Raw genomic sequence first — 13,930 nt, forward strand, 5'->3', positions numbered from 1 at the left:
TATTGTTGATATGGCAGGTATTTCTATTCCCTCGATGGTGGCGATTATTGTTGGCAATCTGGGGGTGCATCGTGGCTTTGGCTCGTTGGATTTTTCTAATAGGAAACATTCCCATAAGCGGCGTAGCAGCTCCTATGATGGGGTGGAGATAACGAGGTGGGGAGATAAAAGCAATGTTTAGCCCTGTTTCAAAACTGTCTTTTGGTCTGCTTTTTTTGGTCAGTGTGATGTTGGCGGCTTTTGGCTTTATGAAAGCGCAAGTTTTAAAGGCGAAAAAGGCGCGTGATTTGTATTGGCAGTTGGAGATTGCCAAGGCTTCTGCACGCGCACAGCTTGAGATGGAGCGACAAAGGCAAGCAGCGTTTGAAGCTGAGCATCAAGCGCAAGGGGTGATTTCGGCTTTGGAACAAAAGCTTGTGAAAATGGAGGAGGTCAATGGGAAGTTGCCGGTTACTGGCGGTGGCATTGGGCTTGAGCGTGTGCGCTTGCTCAACACACAAGCCGGTGGGTAGCCTTTCTTATCATTTTTTATCGGTTGAATTGCCGCCTGTTGTTCGCATGGCGTGTGCCCGCCCAGCTTTATTGCCAGAGCGTGCTTTGAATGCGCGCGAAGTGGTGCACTATTGGGGGCGTGATCGTGCTGCTTTATTGATTTGTGAACAGCGTAGAAAAGCTGCGGAGCGGGCGATTTTAGGCACAAGAGAGGGGACTTTTAAGTGAATTTGGATATCAGTGTTGCCAATGGCTGGTTGTCTTTATTGTTATCGGTTATTGCGATTTGTGGGGTTTTGAGAGCCTATTTTTCTTCAGGTGCGCGGGAAATGCTGAAAGATATGACAGTGCTTAAAGAGCGTGTGCAAAAGTTAGAAACAGAGATGGACTTTTTGCCTGATCGTGATGCGCTGCAAAGATTGGAAGTGAATATGGAGAAATTGAATGGTCGTCTCAACACGCTTTCTGCACAATTACAACCGGTGGCAGCCATTGGTGAGCGCTTGCAAGAGTTTTTGTTGGAGAATGCCAAGAAATGAAAGCAGATATGGATAAAATCATCCGTGAAGAAGCGCGGTTGATTATTTTAAAAGGGCTTGCTTGTGAGCGCAGTGAAACTTTATCGAGTGCGATGATTGAGCGGCTTTTATACAGTTATGGCATCAGACGCGATCGCGATTTTGTGCATAATGAACTGGCATGGATGGAAGATCAAGGTGCTGTTACTTTAAAATGTGTGGGTTCAGTTTTTCTTGCGGCGTTAACAGAACGGGGAGCGCGTCATTTAGACCGGAGCTTTTCCATTGAGGGGATTAAGCGGCCTAAACGTTCATCAATAAAAGACGAGGTGAAGGATGCGCAAGGTCGGGCGTGGACGTTTAACGGCGATTGATTTATTGCCGCAAGCTTGTGATCAAATTATTGCTGCTGCTGCTGAGGCTTTAAATGGGCGTGAGAAGACACAAATGGCTATTTATGGTGAGTTTAAAGCGGCTTTGAAGGCTTTACGAAAGGAAACGGGTCTCAGCTTTTCTATTCCCTCTTTTTCGAGTTTTAATCGTTATTCTTTGCGGCTAGCCGTGATGTCACGGCGCCTAGAACAGACAAGAGAAATTGCCGCAAGCCTCTCGCAGCGCTTTGATGCTAAAGCTTCTGATAATATCACTCTTTTGACGGCGGCAGCGATTAAGGAGTTGATTTTTTCAACGTTGAGCAGCGGGAAAAACCTTTCACCAAAAGCGGCACAAGAATTGGCCAATGCGCTTAAAGGCGTGTTGGCGGCTGAACATTTGTCGACCACCAGACGGCAAAGATTAGAGAAGGATTTTACCAGCAAAGCAAGCAAAGCGGTTGACGCAGCAGCAGCAGCGGCGGGGCTCTCAGAAGAAACAGCGCGAGCTATTCGTGCGCAGGTGTTGGGGGTAAAACATGGCTGAACAGCCCTTTTCAAAAAGTCATGTCTTTGATCATCAAAGTGGTTTTGATATTTGGCAGAGAAGTACTTTTCCCAAAGAGAGTGATCCCTTAGCGGAAGGCGTTTTGATGGCACATCAACGGGCATGGATTGAAGATAAGTTCCCATTAAAATTGGTTGAAAAGGGGCGGCGGACCGGCATTACTTTTGCAGAAGCTTTGGATGATACACTGATTGCAGCGGCGGCACGTGAAGCGAGGGGCGATAATGTTTTTTATATTGGTGACACCAAAGACAAGGGGCGGGAATTTATTGGCTATGTGAGCAATTTTGCTTCGGCAATTACGAGCCATAGTGGGGATGTTGAGGAATTTTTATTCTCTGATCAAAGGGCGGATGGTTCAACGAAATATATCTCTGCTTATCGGGTGCGTTTTGCTTCGGGGTTTCGGGTTGAGGCGCTTTCTAGCCGCCCTGAAAATATTCGCGGACTACAGGGCATTGTGGTGATTGACGAGGCGGCGTTTCATCAAGATGTGCGCTCTGTTTTGGATGCTGTCAATGCTTTGCTCATTTGGGGAGGCAAGATCCGTGTGATCTCCACCCATAATGGTGTGCTCAATCCTTTCAATGAATTGATCCGTGAAGCGCGAGCAGGTAAGGTTCCTTTTTCTGTGCATTGTTATCCCTTTGGTGTTGCTGTTAAAAATGGCTTGTTTAAACGGGTTTGTGCCATGAAGGGGGAGGTGTGGAGTTTAGCGTCTGAGCAACAATGGGAAGAGCAAATTCGTGCCTCTTATGGGGTGCGTTTGGCTGCGATGCGCCAAGAATTAGATGCCATACCAGCTGATCAAGAAGGGGCGGCTTTAACACGCTTACAGATTGAAAATTGTTGCGCGCCTGACATTGCAGTGTTGCGTTTTGCTTGTGTGGATGATTTTAAAAATCAATCGGAACATCAACGAAGTCAAGCTGCTTTTGCTTGGTGTGAGAAGCATATAAAACCTCTTCATATTGGGCTTGACCGGCGGCGCCAACATGTTTTTGGTGTTGATTTTGCGCGGAGTGGCGATGCGACATCGATTGTGGTGATGGAGGTGGGACAAGATTTGGTGCGCCGTGTCCGGTTTATGGTGGAATTGCGCAATACGCCGTTTGATCAACAAAGAGAGATTTTATTTTATGGGGTGAATGGTTTGCCGCGTTTGATGGGCGGCGCGTTAGATGCGCGGGGCAATGGGGCTTATTTAGCCGAAAAAGCGGCGCAACGTTATGGAGCTCTTGTGAAGGAAGTGCCCTTGTCACAAAGTTGGTATGGCAAGGAAATGCCGGCTTATTTAGAAGCTTTTGGGGATGGGACGATTGTTTTGCCGCGCGATAGTGACATTGTTGCCGATCATCAAGCGCTTGCTTATGTCAATGGCATTGTGAAAATTCCAGACAATCATCGTTTTAAAGGCAGTGATGGTTTTATGCGCCATGGTGATAGCGCGATTGCTTGCGCTTTGGCTTATTTTGCCAGCCGCCAAACTCCTGAAATTTATGATTATACACCTGTGAGAGAGGCTTATCGTTTTGATGAAAGCTCGCTCTTTTCAACGCCTTTTTTTTCAACAATGCGATCAAAGATTTATTGATGGGATGATGAGATGGTAAAACTTTTAGATCAGTGGGGCAGGGCGCTTAATATCAAAGGGTTGGAGCGAGAAGTTGCAAGCCCTACCGTTGGCGGTGTTCGTGATGTGTGGTCACAAACCATTGTCAGTGGTCTGACCCCTGCGCAACTTGCTGATATTTTACAACAGGCAGCAGAGGGTCATCCAGAGCAGTTTTTCCAACTTGCCGATGATATGGAAGAGCGTGATTTGCATTATCGTGCTGTGCTTGGCATGCGTAAAAATGCTCTCACAGGGGTGGAGCCTGGAGTGATTGCCGCAAGCAATAGTGCACAGGACAAAAAGATAGCAGATGCGGTGCGGGAAGTGATTAGTGCGCCTACCTTTGTTGATGATTATGTGACGGATTTATTGGATGCTTTGGGAAAAGGCTATGCGATTGTAGAAACCTTGTGGGACAAGAGTGCCAAGGAATGGTGGCCGGTTGCTTGGAAATGGCGTGACCAGCGGTTTTTTCAATTGGATCGGCGGGATGGTTTTCATTTGCGTTTAAAAGAAGAGGGGTCTTTTAATGGAAGTGAATTGCCTGCTTATAAATTTTCTATTCACAGACCCAAGTTAAAAAGCGGTTTGCCTATTCGTTCTGGGCTTGCGCGGCTTGCAGCTTGGGCATTTCTCTTCAAGTCTTATACACTGAAAGATTGGATGGCATTTTTAGAAGTTTATGGCATGCCTTTGCGTGTGGGTAAATATGGGGCAAGCTCTTCTCATGAGGAGCGACGGGTTCTCATTCAAGCAGTGCGTGATTTATCCAGTGATGCGGCAGCGATTATTCCCAAAGAGATGGAGATTGAATTTATTGAAGCGGCAGGGGGCAGTGGCAATGCGGTGTTTGCTTCTAAGGCGGAATATTTAGATCGACAAATTTCTAAAGGTGTGTTGGGGCAAACCATGACGACGGATGATGGTTCGTCCTTTTCGCAAGCGCGCATTCATGAAAATGTGCGCCATGATATTGCCAGAGCTGATGCACGCCAATTAGCTTTAACGGCTAATCGTGATTTGATTGTGCCTTTTGTTGAGATTAATTTTGGACGCCAAGAGCGCGCCCCCCTTGTCTATTGGCCGATTTCGGAAAATGAAGATATTAAAGCGATTAGTGATGCACTGGAAAAACTTGTGCCCTTGGGTTTGCGTGTTGGGGCGCAAGAAGTGCGCAATAAGATTGGTTTTTCGCAACCAAAAAAGGAAGAGGATGTTTTAAAGGCTCCTGATAATGCGCTTGATGATGAGAGGGGAGAAAAGGCTCATGTTTGTGCTGATTGTGGAGGTGTTTTTGATGTTTCTGTGACAAGAGAGGACAAGGGTGCAAAAGAGCAGGGTGGAAAACATCACGACGAATTGGACCGACTTTCACAAGAAGCTTTAAGCGACTGGGAAGAGGACTTAGAACCCCTTTTAGAGCCTTTTAAAAAGCTTGTGAGAGAAGCAAAAAGTTATGAGGATATCCTTAAAGGCTTAGATGAATTGCTAGGTGAGATGGATCATCACGCATTAGCAGCGCGCTTGGCAAAAGTACAAATGATTGCACGTGGGCTTGGGTATCATGGATGAGGAACTTTTTAAAACCGCCCCTAAAGAGGTCACCCGTTATTTTGAAGCCAAGGCACTTGTTCCAAGCTTTGATTGGCGTGATATAGCACCAGAAGAACATACCTTTTCCTTTACGGTGGCAAAATCGCTAGGCTATGATATTTTGGAGGATTTTAAGCGAGCGGTTGGAGAAGCCATAAAGCATCAAGTTCCTTTTCAAGATTTTCAAAAAAATTTGATGCCGATTTTACAGGAAAAGGGTTGGTGGGGTAAAAAGACCAGCATTGACCCCAAAACTGGTGAAAAGAGCGTGGTACAATTGGGCAGCCCACGGCGTTTAGAAACGGTCTATTGGGCCAATACCATGAGTGCGCATGCGGCAGGTGAGTGGGAGCGCACACAAAATAATAAAGAATTTTTGCCCTATCTCACCTATGCTTTGTCAAGTTCAGAACATAAGCGTTTAGAACATGAAAGTTGGGTGGGGTTTACCGCACCTGTTGATGATCCGGTTTGGGATTGGCTTTATCCGCCCAATGGTTGGCGGTGTAAATGCAGTGTGCGACAGGTAAGCCGTTATGAAGCAGAAGATTTAGGCTATGAAGAGGGGGCAGAGCCACTTCATGTTGAAAAGCAGGTTTGGCACAATAAACGGACGGGGAAAGTTGAGAAGATACCAAAGGGGATTGATCCTGGTTGGCATTCTAATCCTGGGAAACATCGGGCGCAAAATTTAAGCAATTTTTTGAGTGATAAAATTTCTGTGATGGGGGACAATGACAAACGCATTGCCATTGAAGATATTGTGGGTTCGCCAATTTTGGAAGCCATGTTTGAAGGACGGATGCCTCGCGGGTTTATACCCATTGCACCGATACCACAAAAGGTGGGTGATGTTTTTGCAGCGGAAAATTCTCTTATTCGCTTATCCGCAGACAGTGTGAAACATATTTTGTTAGAGCATCAAGCGCGTGATCTTCACTTGGATGATTTTTGTGGCGCCATTCAAACACTCATTCGCCCCCATGGAATTATCAGGCGAAAAGGTGTACCGAGCGTTGTGTTTTTGGGTGAAAATGATGGGGTATGGTGGCGCTTAGCGGTCAAATTTGTAGCAAGCAAACAAGAATGGTGGTTGACCTCCATGCATAAAAAAAGCTCTAGAGAAATTGGACGCTTATTGGATGCGGCTGAAAAAAAGGGCGAGAGGTTGTTGTAAAGAAAACACCGGAAAGACCTGCTGGCTTTTGTGAAATGAGAAGGCGTGGAGGGCGGTCAACTCCTCGCAGATCCGGTAAAACCGTCCTGGTATAACTGGCTCACGCCTCGTGGATAGAAGTAACAGTTTAAAAGTTTAAAAGCAATCTTTAAAAAAACGACTTGAGAAAAACCATGTTGGCTTTTGTGAAGAGAGTCGATGCGTGAGAAAATGAGAAGGCGTGGAGGGCGGTCAACTCCTCGCAGATCCGGTAAAACCGTCCTGGCAAAACTGGCTCACGCCTTACCTCCAATGATATAATGTTTTTAAGCCAAAAAGCAATCTTTAAAAAAACGGCTTGAGAGGGGCTTTTTTTGTATAAGACGATAAATTGTACCTCTAACTTCACGACGGCGCTCTATCGCCTTTGAAGTGCCTTTGAAAACGATTTTATGGGATGGTTTGGCACGGGGGTTTCTCTCACAAGGAGAATAATAGGGAAAAGAGTGCTTTTTGAGAAATGCTCTTTTGACTGACAGTGTCAGACTTATAGTGGGAGTAAGTTTCATGCATTGTATTGCCAATGACAATTGTAAAGCAATAGGCAATGTATGGAACAGGAATTTCACGAAGATCAAAAAGATGGGGATGCAGAAACATTTCATGCTGCGTTAATAGATCTCTGTCCAGACGTTTTATGCCAAGACATTTCATGTGAAGACGCCACCGTTAGCCAAGCGCCTGAATGGGTAGAGCTTTTGCCCAAAGCGCCCCATGTGAAGGCACGTGATGGACGACAATGGCATTATAACCCGCAAACTATTTTAAAAGCCTTTGCAGCCAATAAAGGACCGCTTGTGATTGATTATGAGCATGGGCAACATCACCGTGCGAGAAATGGTTTAGAAGCACCTGCCAGTGGCTGGATTGAAGAATTAGCAGAGCGGGATGGTGCGATTTGGGGGCGTGTTAAATGGACCGATATGGCCGCTAAAAAGATTGTTGCCCGAGAATATCGCTATCTTTCGCCGGAGTTTCGCCATTCCAAGAAAGGTGAAATTTTAAATTTAGCAGGTGCTGGTTTGGTGAACCGTCCAGCCCTTGTCATGACGGCTTTAAGCCGTGAACAGCCTTCCCCTATAACTTTGACGGAGAAAATGATGGATTTGACAGCCATTGCCAGTGCACTATCGCTGGCAGAAGATGCTAAAGCGGATGAGGTTTTAGCAACGCTTAAAGCGCGCGAAAAAGAACGCGCGGAACTTTGTGCTCAATTGACAAAGGTGCAAGAAGATTTAGCGCTTTTGCAAGAAGAGCAAAAAAATAAGGCTATTGAGAGCCTTTTAGACAAGGCCATTGAAGAGGGCAAGATTTTGCCGGCTGCCCGCGAGGAATATCGTGCACTCTGTAGCTTTGAAGGGGGTGTGGAACATTTTAAAAGTTTGGTCGAGAAGTTGCCGGCGCTTGCCGCTAGGAGTCCTTTGGAGACCTCTTGTCTCAAGCAAGAACCAAAGCTTGCGCCAGAAGAGGTTGCTGTTGCGGCACGCCATTATAAGGAAGAGCAGAAGCAAAAAGGTTTCGACATCACCATTAGCCAAGCAGTTGATTATATTTGCGAACAAAAGGAGCGCCAATCATGAGTACGATGATTTTAATTAAATCTTTTCGCGCCATAGATGTGATTTCACCTTATTGCATTGTTGCAGCGCGCGGTGATGGAATGGTGGCAACGGCTTCTGGTAAGGGTGATAAATTATTAGGGACTGCTGGGTCATTGAGTGCCAAGGCTGGTGAGATGATTGATGTTGGCCAATGTGGTTGGGGCGAAGTGGTTTGTGGAGGCAATGTTTCCTTTGGTGATTTTTTGACCTCTGACCCCAAAGGACACGCCATTAAAGCGGAAGCCGCAGATCGCACCATTGGTATTGCCATGAGTGATGGTTCTGCTGGTGATGTTATTTCTTTTAAAATTAATTAATCGAGGCATAAAATGAACAGACCTTTTCCCATTGATCCAACACTCACCGCTATTGCTATTGGTTATCGCAATCCAGCAGGTTCTCTTATTGGCGATAGAGTTTTGCCACGCGTTTGTGTTTTAAGTGAGGTGTTTAAATATAGTGAATTTCCCTTAGCGGAAAATTTTACCGTGCCTGAGCTTGAGATAGGGCGGAAAGGGCGCCCGAATGTGGTGGAATTTTCTGCCTTTGAACGGGAAGCCAGTGTCAAAGATTACGGACTTGATGATCTTATCCCCAATTCAGATATTGAAGCAGCGGCACGCGCACGAGCAGAAAAGCGCTCTCGTTATAACCCCGAAAAGACAGCTGTAGAGGGACTTGCCAATTTGCTAGAATTGGGGCGTGAAGTGCGTGTTGCAGCGCTTGTGCAAAGAAGTGAAAATTATGCACCAGAGCGGGTGATAACACTTAAAGGTGAGAATAAATTTAGCGATTATGAGAAATCTGATCCTTATGCTGTTTTAGATGAGGCCATGGATAAAAGTCTCGTCTATACGCCCAACACCATTGTGATGGGCAAAGTTGTTTGGTCAAAACTCAAACGTCATCCCAAAATCATCAAAGCTGTTAAAGGGGGTGGCACTGCTGATGGTTTTGTCACCAAGGCGCAATTTGCTGATCTGATGGAAATACACCCCGATCGTTTACTCATTGGTGAATCGCAAGTGAATTTGGCACGTAAAGGGCGTTCGGCACAATTGGCACGCGTGTGGGGCAATAAGATTGCACTGCTTTATATTGACCCTACCAAACAACAGGCAGATGGTTCGGTGATCAGTTGGGGTTTTAGCGCCCAGTTGGGCGAACGTTTGTCTGGAGTGATCCAAGATCCAGATATCGGCTTATCAGGCGGCAAACGGGTGCGTGTGGGGGAACGTGTGTGTGAATTGGTTGCCGCAAAAGATGCCGGTGTTTTGTTGCAAGAAGTTGTCTAAGGGAAACTTTTAAACATGGCTTATGCAAGCAAAACATTGATTGAAGAGCTCTGGGGTGATGACTTCTTGGATGATTTGTGTGGGATGGATGAGAACTCTGATCCAGTTTTTTCAGAGCAAGCCATTGCCCGCGCGCTCGAACAGGCAAGTGGTGAGATTGATGTGCATTTGTCTCATCGCTACTCAATCCCCATTGCTGGACAGCCAGCGGCTCTGGGTATGATCTGTGTCAATATTGCTGTTTATAATTTAGCCATACGCCATACGGCACTGACCACGACCATTGAAGATCGTTACAAACAGGCGGTTGATTTGCTGAAACGTATTGCCGAAGGCAAAGCGGGTTTAGGCATAGATGAACCTAAAATTATGAGCGAAGATGGTCCCGTGCGTGATGGGGCTTTCTTCCATGCCAAGCCGCGTTTGATGGGAAGATAATATGTCTGTTGCAACCCATATTGAGATTAAAGAGACAGGGCTTGAAGCGGCTTTATCCTTTTTGCAAAAGGGAGCTGATCGCTCGATGGGGACTTTGGCACAAGGGGTTGGGCGTCTCATTCAAGAAAGCACAAGGCGGCGGATTCAAAGTGAAAAAATGTCTGCTCAAGGAGAGAAGTGGAAAAACAATCATGCCCGCACCTCCATTCTTTATGCCAGTGGGGCGCTTTCACGCTCCATTGATATGAAAGCTTCACCAGAACAGGTGATTGTGGGCTCTGGGTTGGTTTATGCGCGGATTCATCAATTAGGTGGGGTTATTCACCCGAAAAATGGCAAGACACTGCGCTTTTTTCTTAAAAGCGGCAATGCACACCGCTTTGTTTGTGTGCATCAAGTGACCATGCCCGCACGCCCTTATTTGGGGCTTTCAGAGCACAATAAAGTGGAAATTGTCAAAGCGACAGAAGACTGGCTGGAAAGGGTCTTTGCATGAGTCAAACGATTAAAAATGCTGGGCGCATTAATCAGTTTCGTGAAGCGGTGATAAGAAGCCTTAAAGGCGCTTTACCGGATGTGCGTGATTGCGGCTGTCAATTTGGACGTTTTAACTTAGAAGAGCTTGAAACACAGATGCTGGTGGCTCCAGCAATACGGGTTGCGGTGTTAGAAAGCCGTTTGAATCCTGTAGCAAGTGGACAGATGAGTGCTGATCTTCATTTAGGGGCTTTTATTATTACCACAGGTAAAGAGCGTGATGTTTCCAGTTGGCTTTTAGCAGAAGCCATTGCGGTGCTTTGTCATAGCGGGCAATTGTGGGGACTAACGCATTTGAGTGCCCCGCGTGAGGTGCAAATTGAACCGATTATCTCTGCGGCGATTAAGCAGCGTGGTGTATCGATAAGCGTGGTGGAATGGCACCAAGATTTGCATCAGTTGGGACAGGATATTTTTTGTGATGAGGGACAACTCAAAAGTGGTTTGATTTCATGGGACAATGAGGTGGGGGCATGAATGACGCACATCTCTTAAGTGATACCTTTCGACAAATCATGAAGCGTCTTGATGCCCTTGAACGCTGTCTTGCCAACCAGCACATGATCGGGCGGGTTGTGCAAGTTGATGGTCATAGGGTGCGGGTGAAACTTTGCGAACAGGGTTCTAATGGACAAGCGGTTTTATCGCCTTGGCTACAAGCGCAAGAAGCGGCGGGGGCTGTTTCCAGCAATATGCCTTTCAATGTTGGTGATTCGGTGCGGTTGTTGAACCCCCATGGCGAAATTGGTTCTGCCTCTCTGGTGGTGCGCGATAGCTATAGTGAGGATGCGCCTAATCCCGCACGCTCTTTCCAAGAACTTGCTCTGTGTTATGCCGGTGGCGCTTTGCGGATGACAAAAGATGAACTTATTCTCTCCCATGGGGAAAATCAAATTCATTTGAGTGAAAAAGGTTTGGTGCTTTCTCATCAAGCAACCCGTGTTGAATTAACGGGCAGTGTGCACATTCAAGCAGAAGATTTACAGCATAATCAAAAATCTGTTGGCGCAAGCCACAAACACGGTGGGGTCAAAATGGGTCCCTCCACAACCTCTTCCCCTCTTTAAAGGAGTTTTATCATGCGTGAGAACACTTATGTTATTTTAACCAATGCCGATTTTGTTGCAGGCAAGCGTTCACCAGGCAAGGGTGAGGAAATTTGTTTAAGTGAGGAAGCGGCTAAATATCCGTTGCTGCTTGGTCAGATCGCTGAAAAACCAGCCCCTGTTGTTTCTGCGCCCCCAACTGTTTCTACCACAAAGACAAGCAAAGGGGCTTAAAGCATGCGGTGCGGGATGAGCGAAAAGGATGGCTCTCTCTTGTATGGTTGGGCACATTGCCAACAGTCACTTCGTAAATGTCTGACGACAAGAATTGGGACACGGGTTTTGCGTCGTCATTATGGATGTGATGTTGGAGCATTCCAAGATGCCAATGCTGATCCTGCGACGATGATGCAGCTTTATCAAGCAATTGTTGAAGCACTCGATGATCCAGAGTGTGGAGAGCCTGGGTTCTCGTTGCAGAGGATTGATCTGACAAAAGCAACGCGTGAAGGCACATTCCATTTTGTTTTAACGGGTGTTTTTTATCCCAATGGGCATTTGGGGGATTGGTCACACAAAGAGCCAATGAGCATCAATTTAGAGGTTGGTGATGACTGAGTTTGAACCTTTATCCTTTTCACAGATTCCCCCTCCACAACTCCCTCTGCCACAAATTATTGAAGAGCTTTCTGTTGAAGCAATTTTAGAGCAAAAGATCACGCGTTTGACTGAGCTTTTTGCAGCGCATCATATTCCTTATAATGTGGAAAAGACGGCTTATGATCCCGTGGTCATTCAATTGCAAGCGGCGGCTTATGAAGAGTTGCTATTGCGCCAGCGAATTAATGAAGTGGCGCGGGATAATTTACTCACATTTGCGCGTGGAACAAGTTTAGATCATTTGGGGGATTTTCATGGGGTCACGCGCCTTTTGGATGAAGATGATGAGCGGTTTCGCCGCCGCATTCGCTTGAATAGACAAGGACATTCCACAGGGGGCACAGCGCCACGTTATCAATATTTTGCCCTCTCAAGCGATATCCATGTCAAAGATGCTTTTGTTTATCGTGAGGGTAAAAGCCCGATTATTCATGTGGCTCTTTTTAGTGATAGCCCATCAGGGGTGGCAGATGAGGCTTTAATTGCAAAGGTGCAAGCAGCCCTTGATGCCCCCCATGTTAAAATGACCAATGACCACATCCTTGTGAAAAGCGCGGTACAGCGGATGATCAATGTTTCTGCTGATTTTTGGTTGTTACCGGATGAAGGCTCCTTTGTTTTGGAAAGAGCGGAGCAGAATTTAAGAGCAGAATGGGCGCGTGCATGGAGGCTTGGGCGTGATTTGTCTTTAAGTTGGATACTAAGCCGCTTGATGGTTGAGGGCGTTCACCATGTGAACATAACGCAACCTTGTGAGGATATTTTGGTCGCACCGGATGAAGCCGTCGCACTAGGGGATATTGTCTTGTCTGAACGGGGGCGTGCTTATTGATGCTTTCCTCACTTTTGCCCCCAAATTCGAGCTTGTTTGAACGTTGTTTTGCAGAAGCAATGGCTCTTGACCCTCACGTTAAAATGGCACTCGAAGAAATACCTCGCGCGAAATTTATCACGCGTCCGCCTTCTTGGTTGCCCTTTTTAATAGACGAATATGGCTTACAAGAATTAAACCCTTATTTCTCTAACCTTTATGATTTAATTGATCAGGGTCTTGCATGGCAAAATATTCGCGGCTCCCTTGCGGCAATAGAGATGGGGCTTGAATGGCTAGGGATTTCGGCACGCTTTCAACCCGCCTGGACGGGGCGAGCATGGTGGAATTCCTTTCAACTTGATTTTGATCAGTTGCCTGAACGCAAAAGCCTTGAAGCTATTGAAGCAATCACCGACCTTTCCAAAAGTTTGCGCTCTGATTTTCGCCGTGGGACCTATGGTTATAATGTGCAAGCCATGGAAGGCAATATGTCACGCCTCGATGATAGCATGTTGGAGTATGAAAGCGGTGTTCGCTTAACAGCTGGGGACACTTTGTTTTCCTTTGGACGCACAACAGAAATCAATCATACCCTCACAAAAGAAGAAGGCAGGCTTATTGGCAATTGGATAGATGACTTTGACGAGGAGTTAAGCTGGAACCAAATTGATTACCCTTGGGATTTGGCAAATTTTCCGTGGTGTTCGGTCAAAAAACATGAACGCGATATACTCATGGCAGAGTGGTTTAGCAACCGCACGCTTTATCTCGTGTTAAGAGACAGCCAAAATAGCGTGATTGGGTATCGCAGATGCTATGCTGTAGCGCCTGTCGAACAAGCTTTGGATGGTGTGTACAGCCATTGTGGCGTCAGGTTCCAGCCCTCCTCGATGGGCACGGCGCTTTTTCTGGCAGCACGCACAGACTTTCACGATGTTGATGGGAAACAAGCAGCATTTGTTTCTATTCTCGTTCACGGCATTCCCAAACAAGATGTCCCCCTTGGAAAGCTTTGGTGTGACGTCAATGAACTGAATGGTGGTGTAGAGATACTCAAAACACCCATCAATATTCCTTTGCGTGCCGATGTTCGCGAACAATTCAAGATTTTATTGAGGTTTTAATATGAAGCATGAAAGTGGTTTACCCTTTGCAATTGACAGATC

The 13,930-nt window shown here is 46.3% G+C and carries 19 protein-coding genes and 1 pseudogene; all 20 read left to right on the forward strand.

Annotated features, from left to right (window positions below; translation table 11 throughout):
- Window positions 1-181, forward strand: a pseudogene (locus ACFIK1_RS08240) (hypothetical protein); the annotation flags it as partial.
- Window positions 174-512: a hypothetical protein gene (locus ACFIK1_RS08245; RefSeq protein ID WP_375662564.1), complete on the forward strand. Its 339-nt coding sequence runs from the start codon at window positions 174-176 to the stop codon at window positions 510-512. The pseudogene ACFIK1_RS08240 and the gene ACFIK1_RS08245, both read left to right, overlap by 8 nt.
- The gene (locus tag ACFIK1_RS08250) at window positions 505-720 is read left to right on the forward strand and encodes a hypothetical protein (RefSeq protein ID WP_375624036.1); all 216 of its coding nucleotides are present in this window, start codon (window positions 505-507) and stop codon (window positions 718-720) included. The genes ACFIK1_RS08245 and ACFIK1_RS08250 overlap by 8 nt, the downstream gene beginning before the upstream one ends.
- Entirely contained in the window at window positions 717-1,031 is a 315-nt protein-coding gene (locus ACFIK1_RS08255) for a DUF2730 family protein (RefSeq protein WP_375633887.1), read from the forward strand. The genes ACFIK1_RS08250 and ACFIK1_RS08255 overlap by 4 nt, the downstream gene beginning before the upstream one ends.
- Entirely contained in the window at window positions 1,028-1,384 is a 357-nt protein-coding gene (locus ACFIK1_RS08260) for a hypothetical protein (RefSeq protein ID WP_375612320.1), read from the forward strand. Before ACFIK1_RS08255 ends, ACFIK1_RS08260 begins: the two co-directional genes overlap by 4 nt.
- Window positions 1,347-1,928: a phage protein Gp27 family protein gene (locus tag ACFIK1_RS08265; protein ID WP_375646429.1), complete on the forward strand. Its 582-nt coding sequence runs from the start codon at window positions 1,347-1,349 to the stop codon at window positions 1,926-1,928. Before ACFIK1_RS08260 ends, ACFIK1_RS08265 begins: the two co-directional genes overlap by 38 nt.
- The gene (locus ACFIK1_RS08270) at window positions 1,921-3,543 is read left to right on the forward strand and encodes a hypothetical protein (RefSeq protein ID WP_375662565.1); all 1,623 of its coding nucleotides are present in this window, start codon (window positions 1,921-1,923) and stop codon (window positions 3,541-3,543) included. The genes ACFIK1_RS08265 and ACFIK1_RS08270 overlap by 8 nt, the downstream gene beginning before the upstream one ends.
- A gap of 12 nt (window positions 3,544-3,555) precedes the next feature.
- Window positions 3,556-5,136, forward strand: a complete 1,581-nt coding sequence (locus tag ACFIK1_RS08275) for a DUF935 domain-containing protein (protein ID WP_375662566.1) — start codon at window positions 3,556-3,558, stop codon at window positions 5,134-5,136.
- Window positions 5,129-6,334: a phage minor head protein gene (locus ACFIK1_RS08280; protein WP_375662567.1), complete on the forward strand. Its 1,206-nt coding sequence runs from the start codon at window positions 5,129-5,131 to the stop codon at window positions 6,332-6,334. The genes ACFIK1_RS08275 and ACFIK1_RS08280 overlap by 8 nt, the downstream gene beginning before the upstream one ends.
- A 590-nt stretch (window positions 6,335-6,924) precedes the next feature.
- Complete coding sequence (locus tag ACFIK1_RS08285; protein WP_375662568.1) at window positions 6,925-7,953, forward strand: phage protease; 1,029 nt, start codon at window positions 6,925-6,927, stop codon at window positions 7,951-7,953.
- The gene (locus ACFIK1_RS08290) at window positions 7,950-8,291 is read left to right on the forward strand and encodes a hypothetical protein (protein WP_375633724.1); all 342 of its coding nucleotides are present in this window, start codon (window positions 7,950-7,952) and stop codon (window positions 8,289-8,291) included. Before ACFIK1_RS08285 ends, ACFIK1_RS08290 begins: the two co-directional genes overlap by 4 nt.
- A 12-nt stretch (window positions 8,292-8,303) precedes the next feature.
- The gene (locus tag ACFIK1_RS08295) at window positions 8,304-9,269 is read left to right on the forward strand and encodes a capsid protein (RefSeq protein ID WP_375633725.1); all 966 of its coding nucleotides are present in this window, start codon (window positions 8,304-8,306) and stop codon (window positions 9,267-9,269) included.
- Window positions 9,270-9,284: 15 nt separating this feature from the next.
- The gene (locus tag ACFIK1_RS08300) at window positions 9,285-9,707 is read left to right on the forward strand and encodes a gp436 family protein (RefSeq protein ID WP_375612327.1); all 423 of its coding nucleotides are present in this window, start codon (window positions 9,285-9,287) and stop codon (window positions 9,705-9,707) included.
- Between the two features lies 1 nt (window position 9,708).
- Window positions 9,709-10,203 (forward strand): phage virion morphogenesis protein, encoded by a 495-nt coding sequence (locus tag ACFIK1_RS08305; RefSeq protein WP_375633726.1) that lies wholly within the window; start codon window positions 9,709-9,711, stop codon window positions 10,201-10,203.
- On the forward strand, window positions 10,200-10,721 hold the full coding sequence (locus tag ACFIK1_RS08310) for a hypothetical protein (protein WP_375662569.1): 522 nt from the start codon (window positions 10,200-10,202) through the stop codon (window positions 10,719-10,721). The genes ACFIK1_RS08305 and ACFIK1_RS08310 overlap by 4 nt, the downstream gene beginning before the upstream one ends.
- Complete coding sequence (locus ACFIK1_RS08315; protein WP_375633728.1) at window positions 10,718-11,311, forward strand: baseplate assembly protein; 594 nt, start codon at window positions 10,718-10,720, stop codon at window positions 11,309-11,311. The genes ACFIK1_RS08310 and ACFIK1_RS08315 overlap by 4 nt, the downstream gene beginning before the upstream one ends.
- A 12-nt stretch (window positions 11,312-11,323) precedes the next feature.
- A complete protein-coding gene (locus tag ACFIK1_RS08320; protein ID WP_015856807.1) occupies window positions 11,324-11,524 on the forward strand; it encodes a hypothetical protein in 201 nt (66 codons plus the stop codon).
- A 3-nt stretch (window positions 11,525-11,527) separates the two neighbouring features.
- Complete coding sequence (locus ACFIK1_RS08325) at window positions 11,528-11,908, forward strand: GPW/gp25 family protein (RefSeq protein ID WP_375638670.1); 381 nt, start codon at window positions 11,528-11,530, stop codon at window positions 11,906-11,908.
- Window positions 11,901-12,782, forward strand: coding sequence for a baseplate J/gp47 family protein (locus ACFIK1_RS08330; RefSeq protein WP_375662570.1), 882 nt, complete (start codon window positions 11,901-11,903; stop codon window positions 12,780-12,782). The genes ACFIK1_RS08325 and ACFIK1_RS08330 overlap by 8 nt, the downstream gene beginning before the upstream one ends.
- Window positions 12,782-13,888 (forward strand): phage tail protein, encoded by a 1,107-nt coding sequence (locus ACFIK1_RS08335; RefSeq protein ID WP_375662571.1) that lies wholly within the window; start codon window positions 12,782-12,784, stop codon window positions 13,886-13,888. Before ACFIK1_RS08330 ends, ACFIK1_RS08335 begins: the two co-directional genes overlap by 1 nt.
- Window positions 13,889-13,930 lie beyond the last annotated feature (42 nt).

The sequence above is a fragment of the Bartonella sp. OC16QHHD genome, from assembly GCF_042194035.1.
Taxonomy (GTDB): domain Bacteria; phylum Pseudomonadota; class Alphaproteobacteria; order Rhizobiales; family Rhizobiaceae; genus Bartonella.

Bases quoted from the DNA above. Each gene is read 5' to 3' on its own strand.
- ACFIK1_RS08275 (WP_375662566.1), top strand. From the start codon at position 3,556: ATGGTAAAACTTTTAGATCAGTGGGGCAGGGCGCTTAATATCAAAGGG.
- ACFIK1_RS08305 (WP_375633726.1), top strand. From the start codon at position 9,709: ATGTCTGTTGCAACCCATATTGAGATTAAAGAGACAGGGCTTGAAGCG.
- ACFIK1_RS08335 (WP_375662571.1), top strand. From the start codon at position 12,782: ATGCTTTCCTCACTTTTGCCCCCAAATTCGAGCTTGTTTGAACGTTGT.
- ACFIK1_RS08330 (WP_375662570.1), top strand. From the start codon at position 11,901: ATGACTGAGTTTGAACCTTTATCCTTTTCACAGATTCCCCCTCCACAA.
- ACFIK1_RS08265 (WP_375646429.1), top strand. From the start codon at position 1,347: ATGCGCAAGGTCGGGCGTGGACGTTTAACGGCGATTGATTTATTGCCG.
- ACFIK1_RS08320 (WP_015856807.1), top strand. From the start codon at position 11,324: ATGCGTGAGAACACTTATGTTATTTTAACCAATGCCGATTTTGTTGCA.
- ACFIK1_RS08285 (WP_375662568.1), top strand. From the start codon at position 6,925: ATGGAACAGGAATTTCACGAAGATCAAAAAGATGGGGATGCAGAAACA.
- ACFIK1_RS08325 (WP_375638670.1), top strand. From the start codon at position 11,528: ATGCGGTGCGGGATGAGCGAAAAGGATGGCTCTCTCTTGTATGGTTGG.
- ACFIK1_RS08245 (WP_375662564.1), top strand. From the start codon at position 174: ATGTTTAGCCCTGTTTCAAAACTGTCTTTTGGTCTGCTTTTTTTGGTC.
- ACFIK1_RS08290 (WP_375633724.1), top strand. From the start codon at position 7,950: ATGAGTACGATGATTTTAATTAAATCTTTTCGCGCCATAGATGTGATT.
- ACFIK1_RS08300 (WP_375612327.1), top strand. From the start codon at position 9,285: ATGGCTTATGCAAGCAAAACATTGATTGAAGAGCTCTGGGGTGATGAC.
- ACFIK1_RS08310 (WP_375662569.1), top strand. From the start codon at position 10,200: ATGAGTCAAACGATTAAAAATGCTGGGCGCATTAATCAGTTTCGTGAA.
- ACFIK1_RS08315 (WP_375633728.1), top strand. From the start codon at position 10,718: ATGAATGACGCACATCTCTTAAGTGATACCTTTCGACAAATCATGAAG.
- ACFIK1_RS08260 (WP_375612320.1), top strand. From the start codon at position 1,028: ATGAAAGCAGATATGGATAAAATCATCCGTGAAGAAGCGCGGTTGATT.
- ACFIK1_RS08270 (WP_375662565.1), top strand. From the start codon at position 1,921: ATGGCTGAACAGCCCTTTTCAAAAAGTCATGTCTTTGATCATCAAAGT.
- ACFIK1_RS08295 (WP_375633725.1), top strand. From the start codon at position 8,304: ATGAACAGACCTTTTCCCATTGATCCAACACTCACCGCTATTGCTATT.
- ACFIK1_RS08280 (WP_375662567.1), top strand. From the start codon at position 5,129: ATGGATGAGGAACTTTTTAAAACCGCCCCTAAAGAGGTCACCCGTTAT.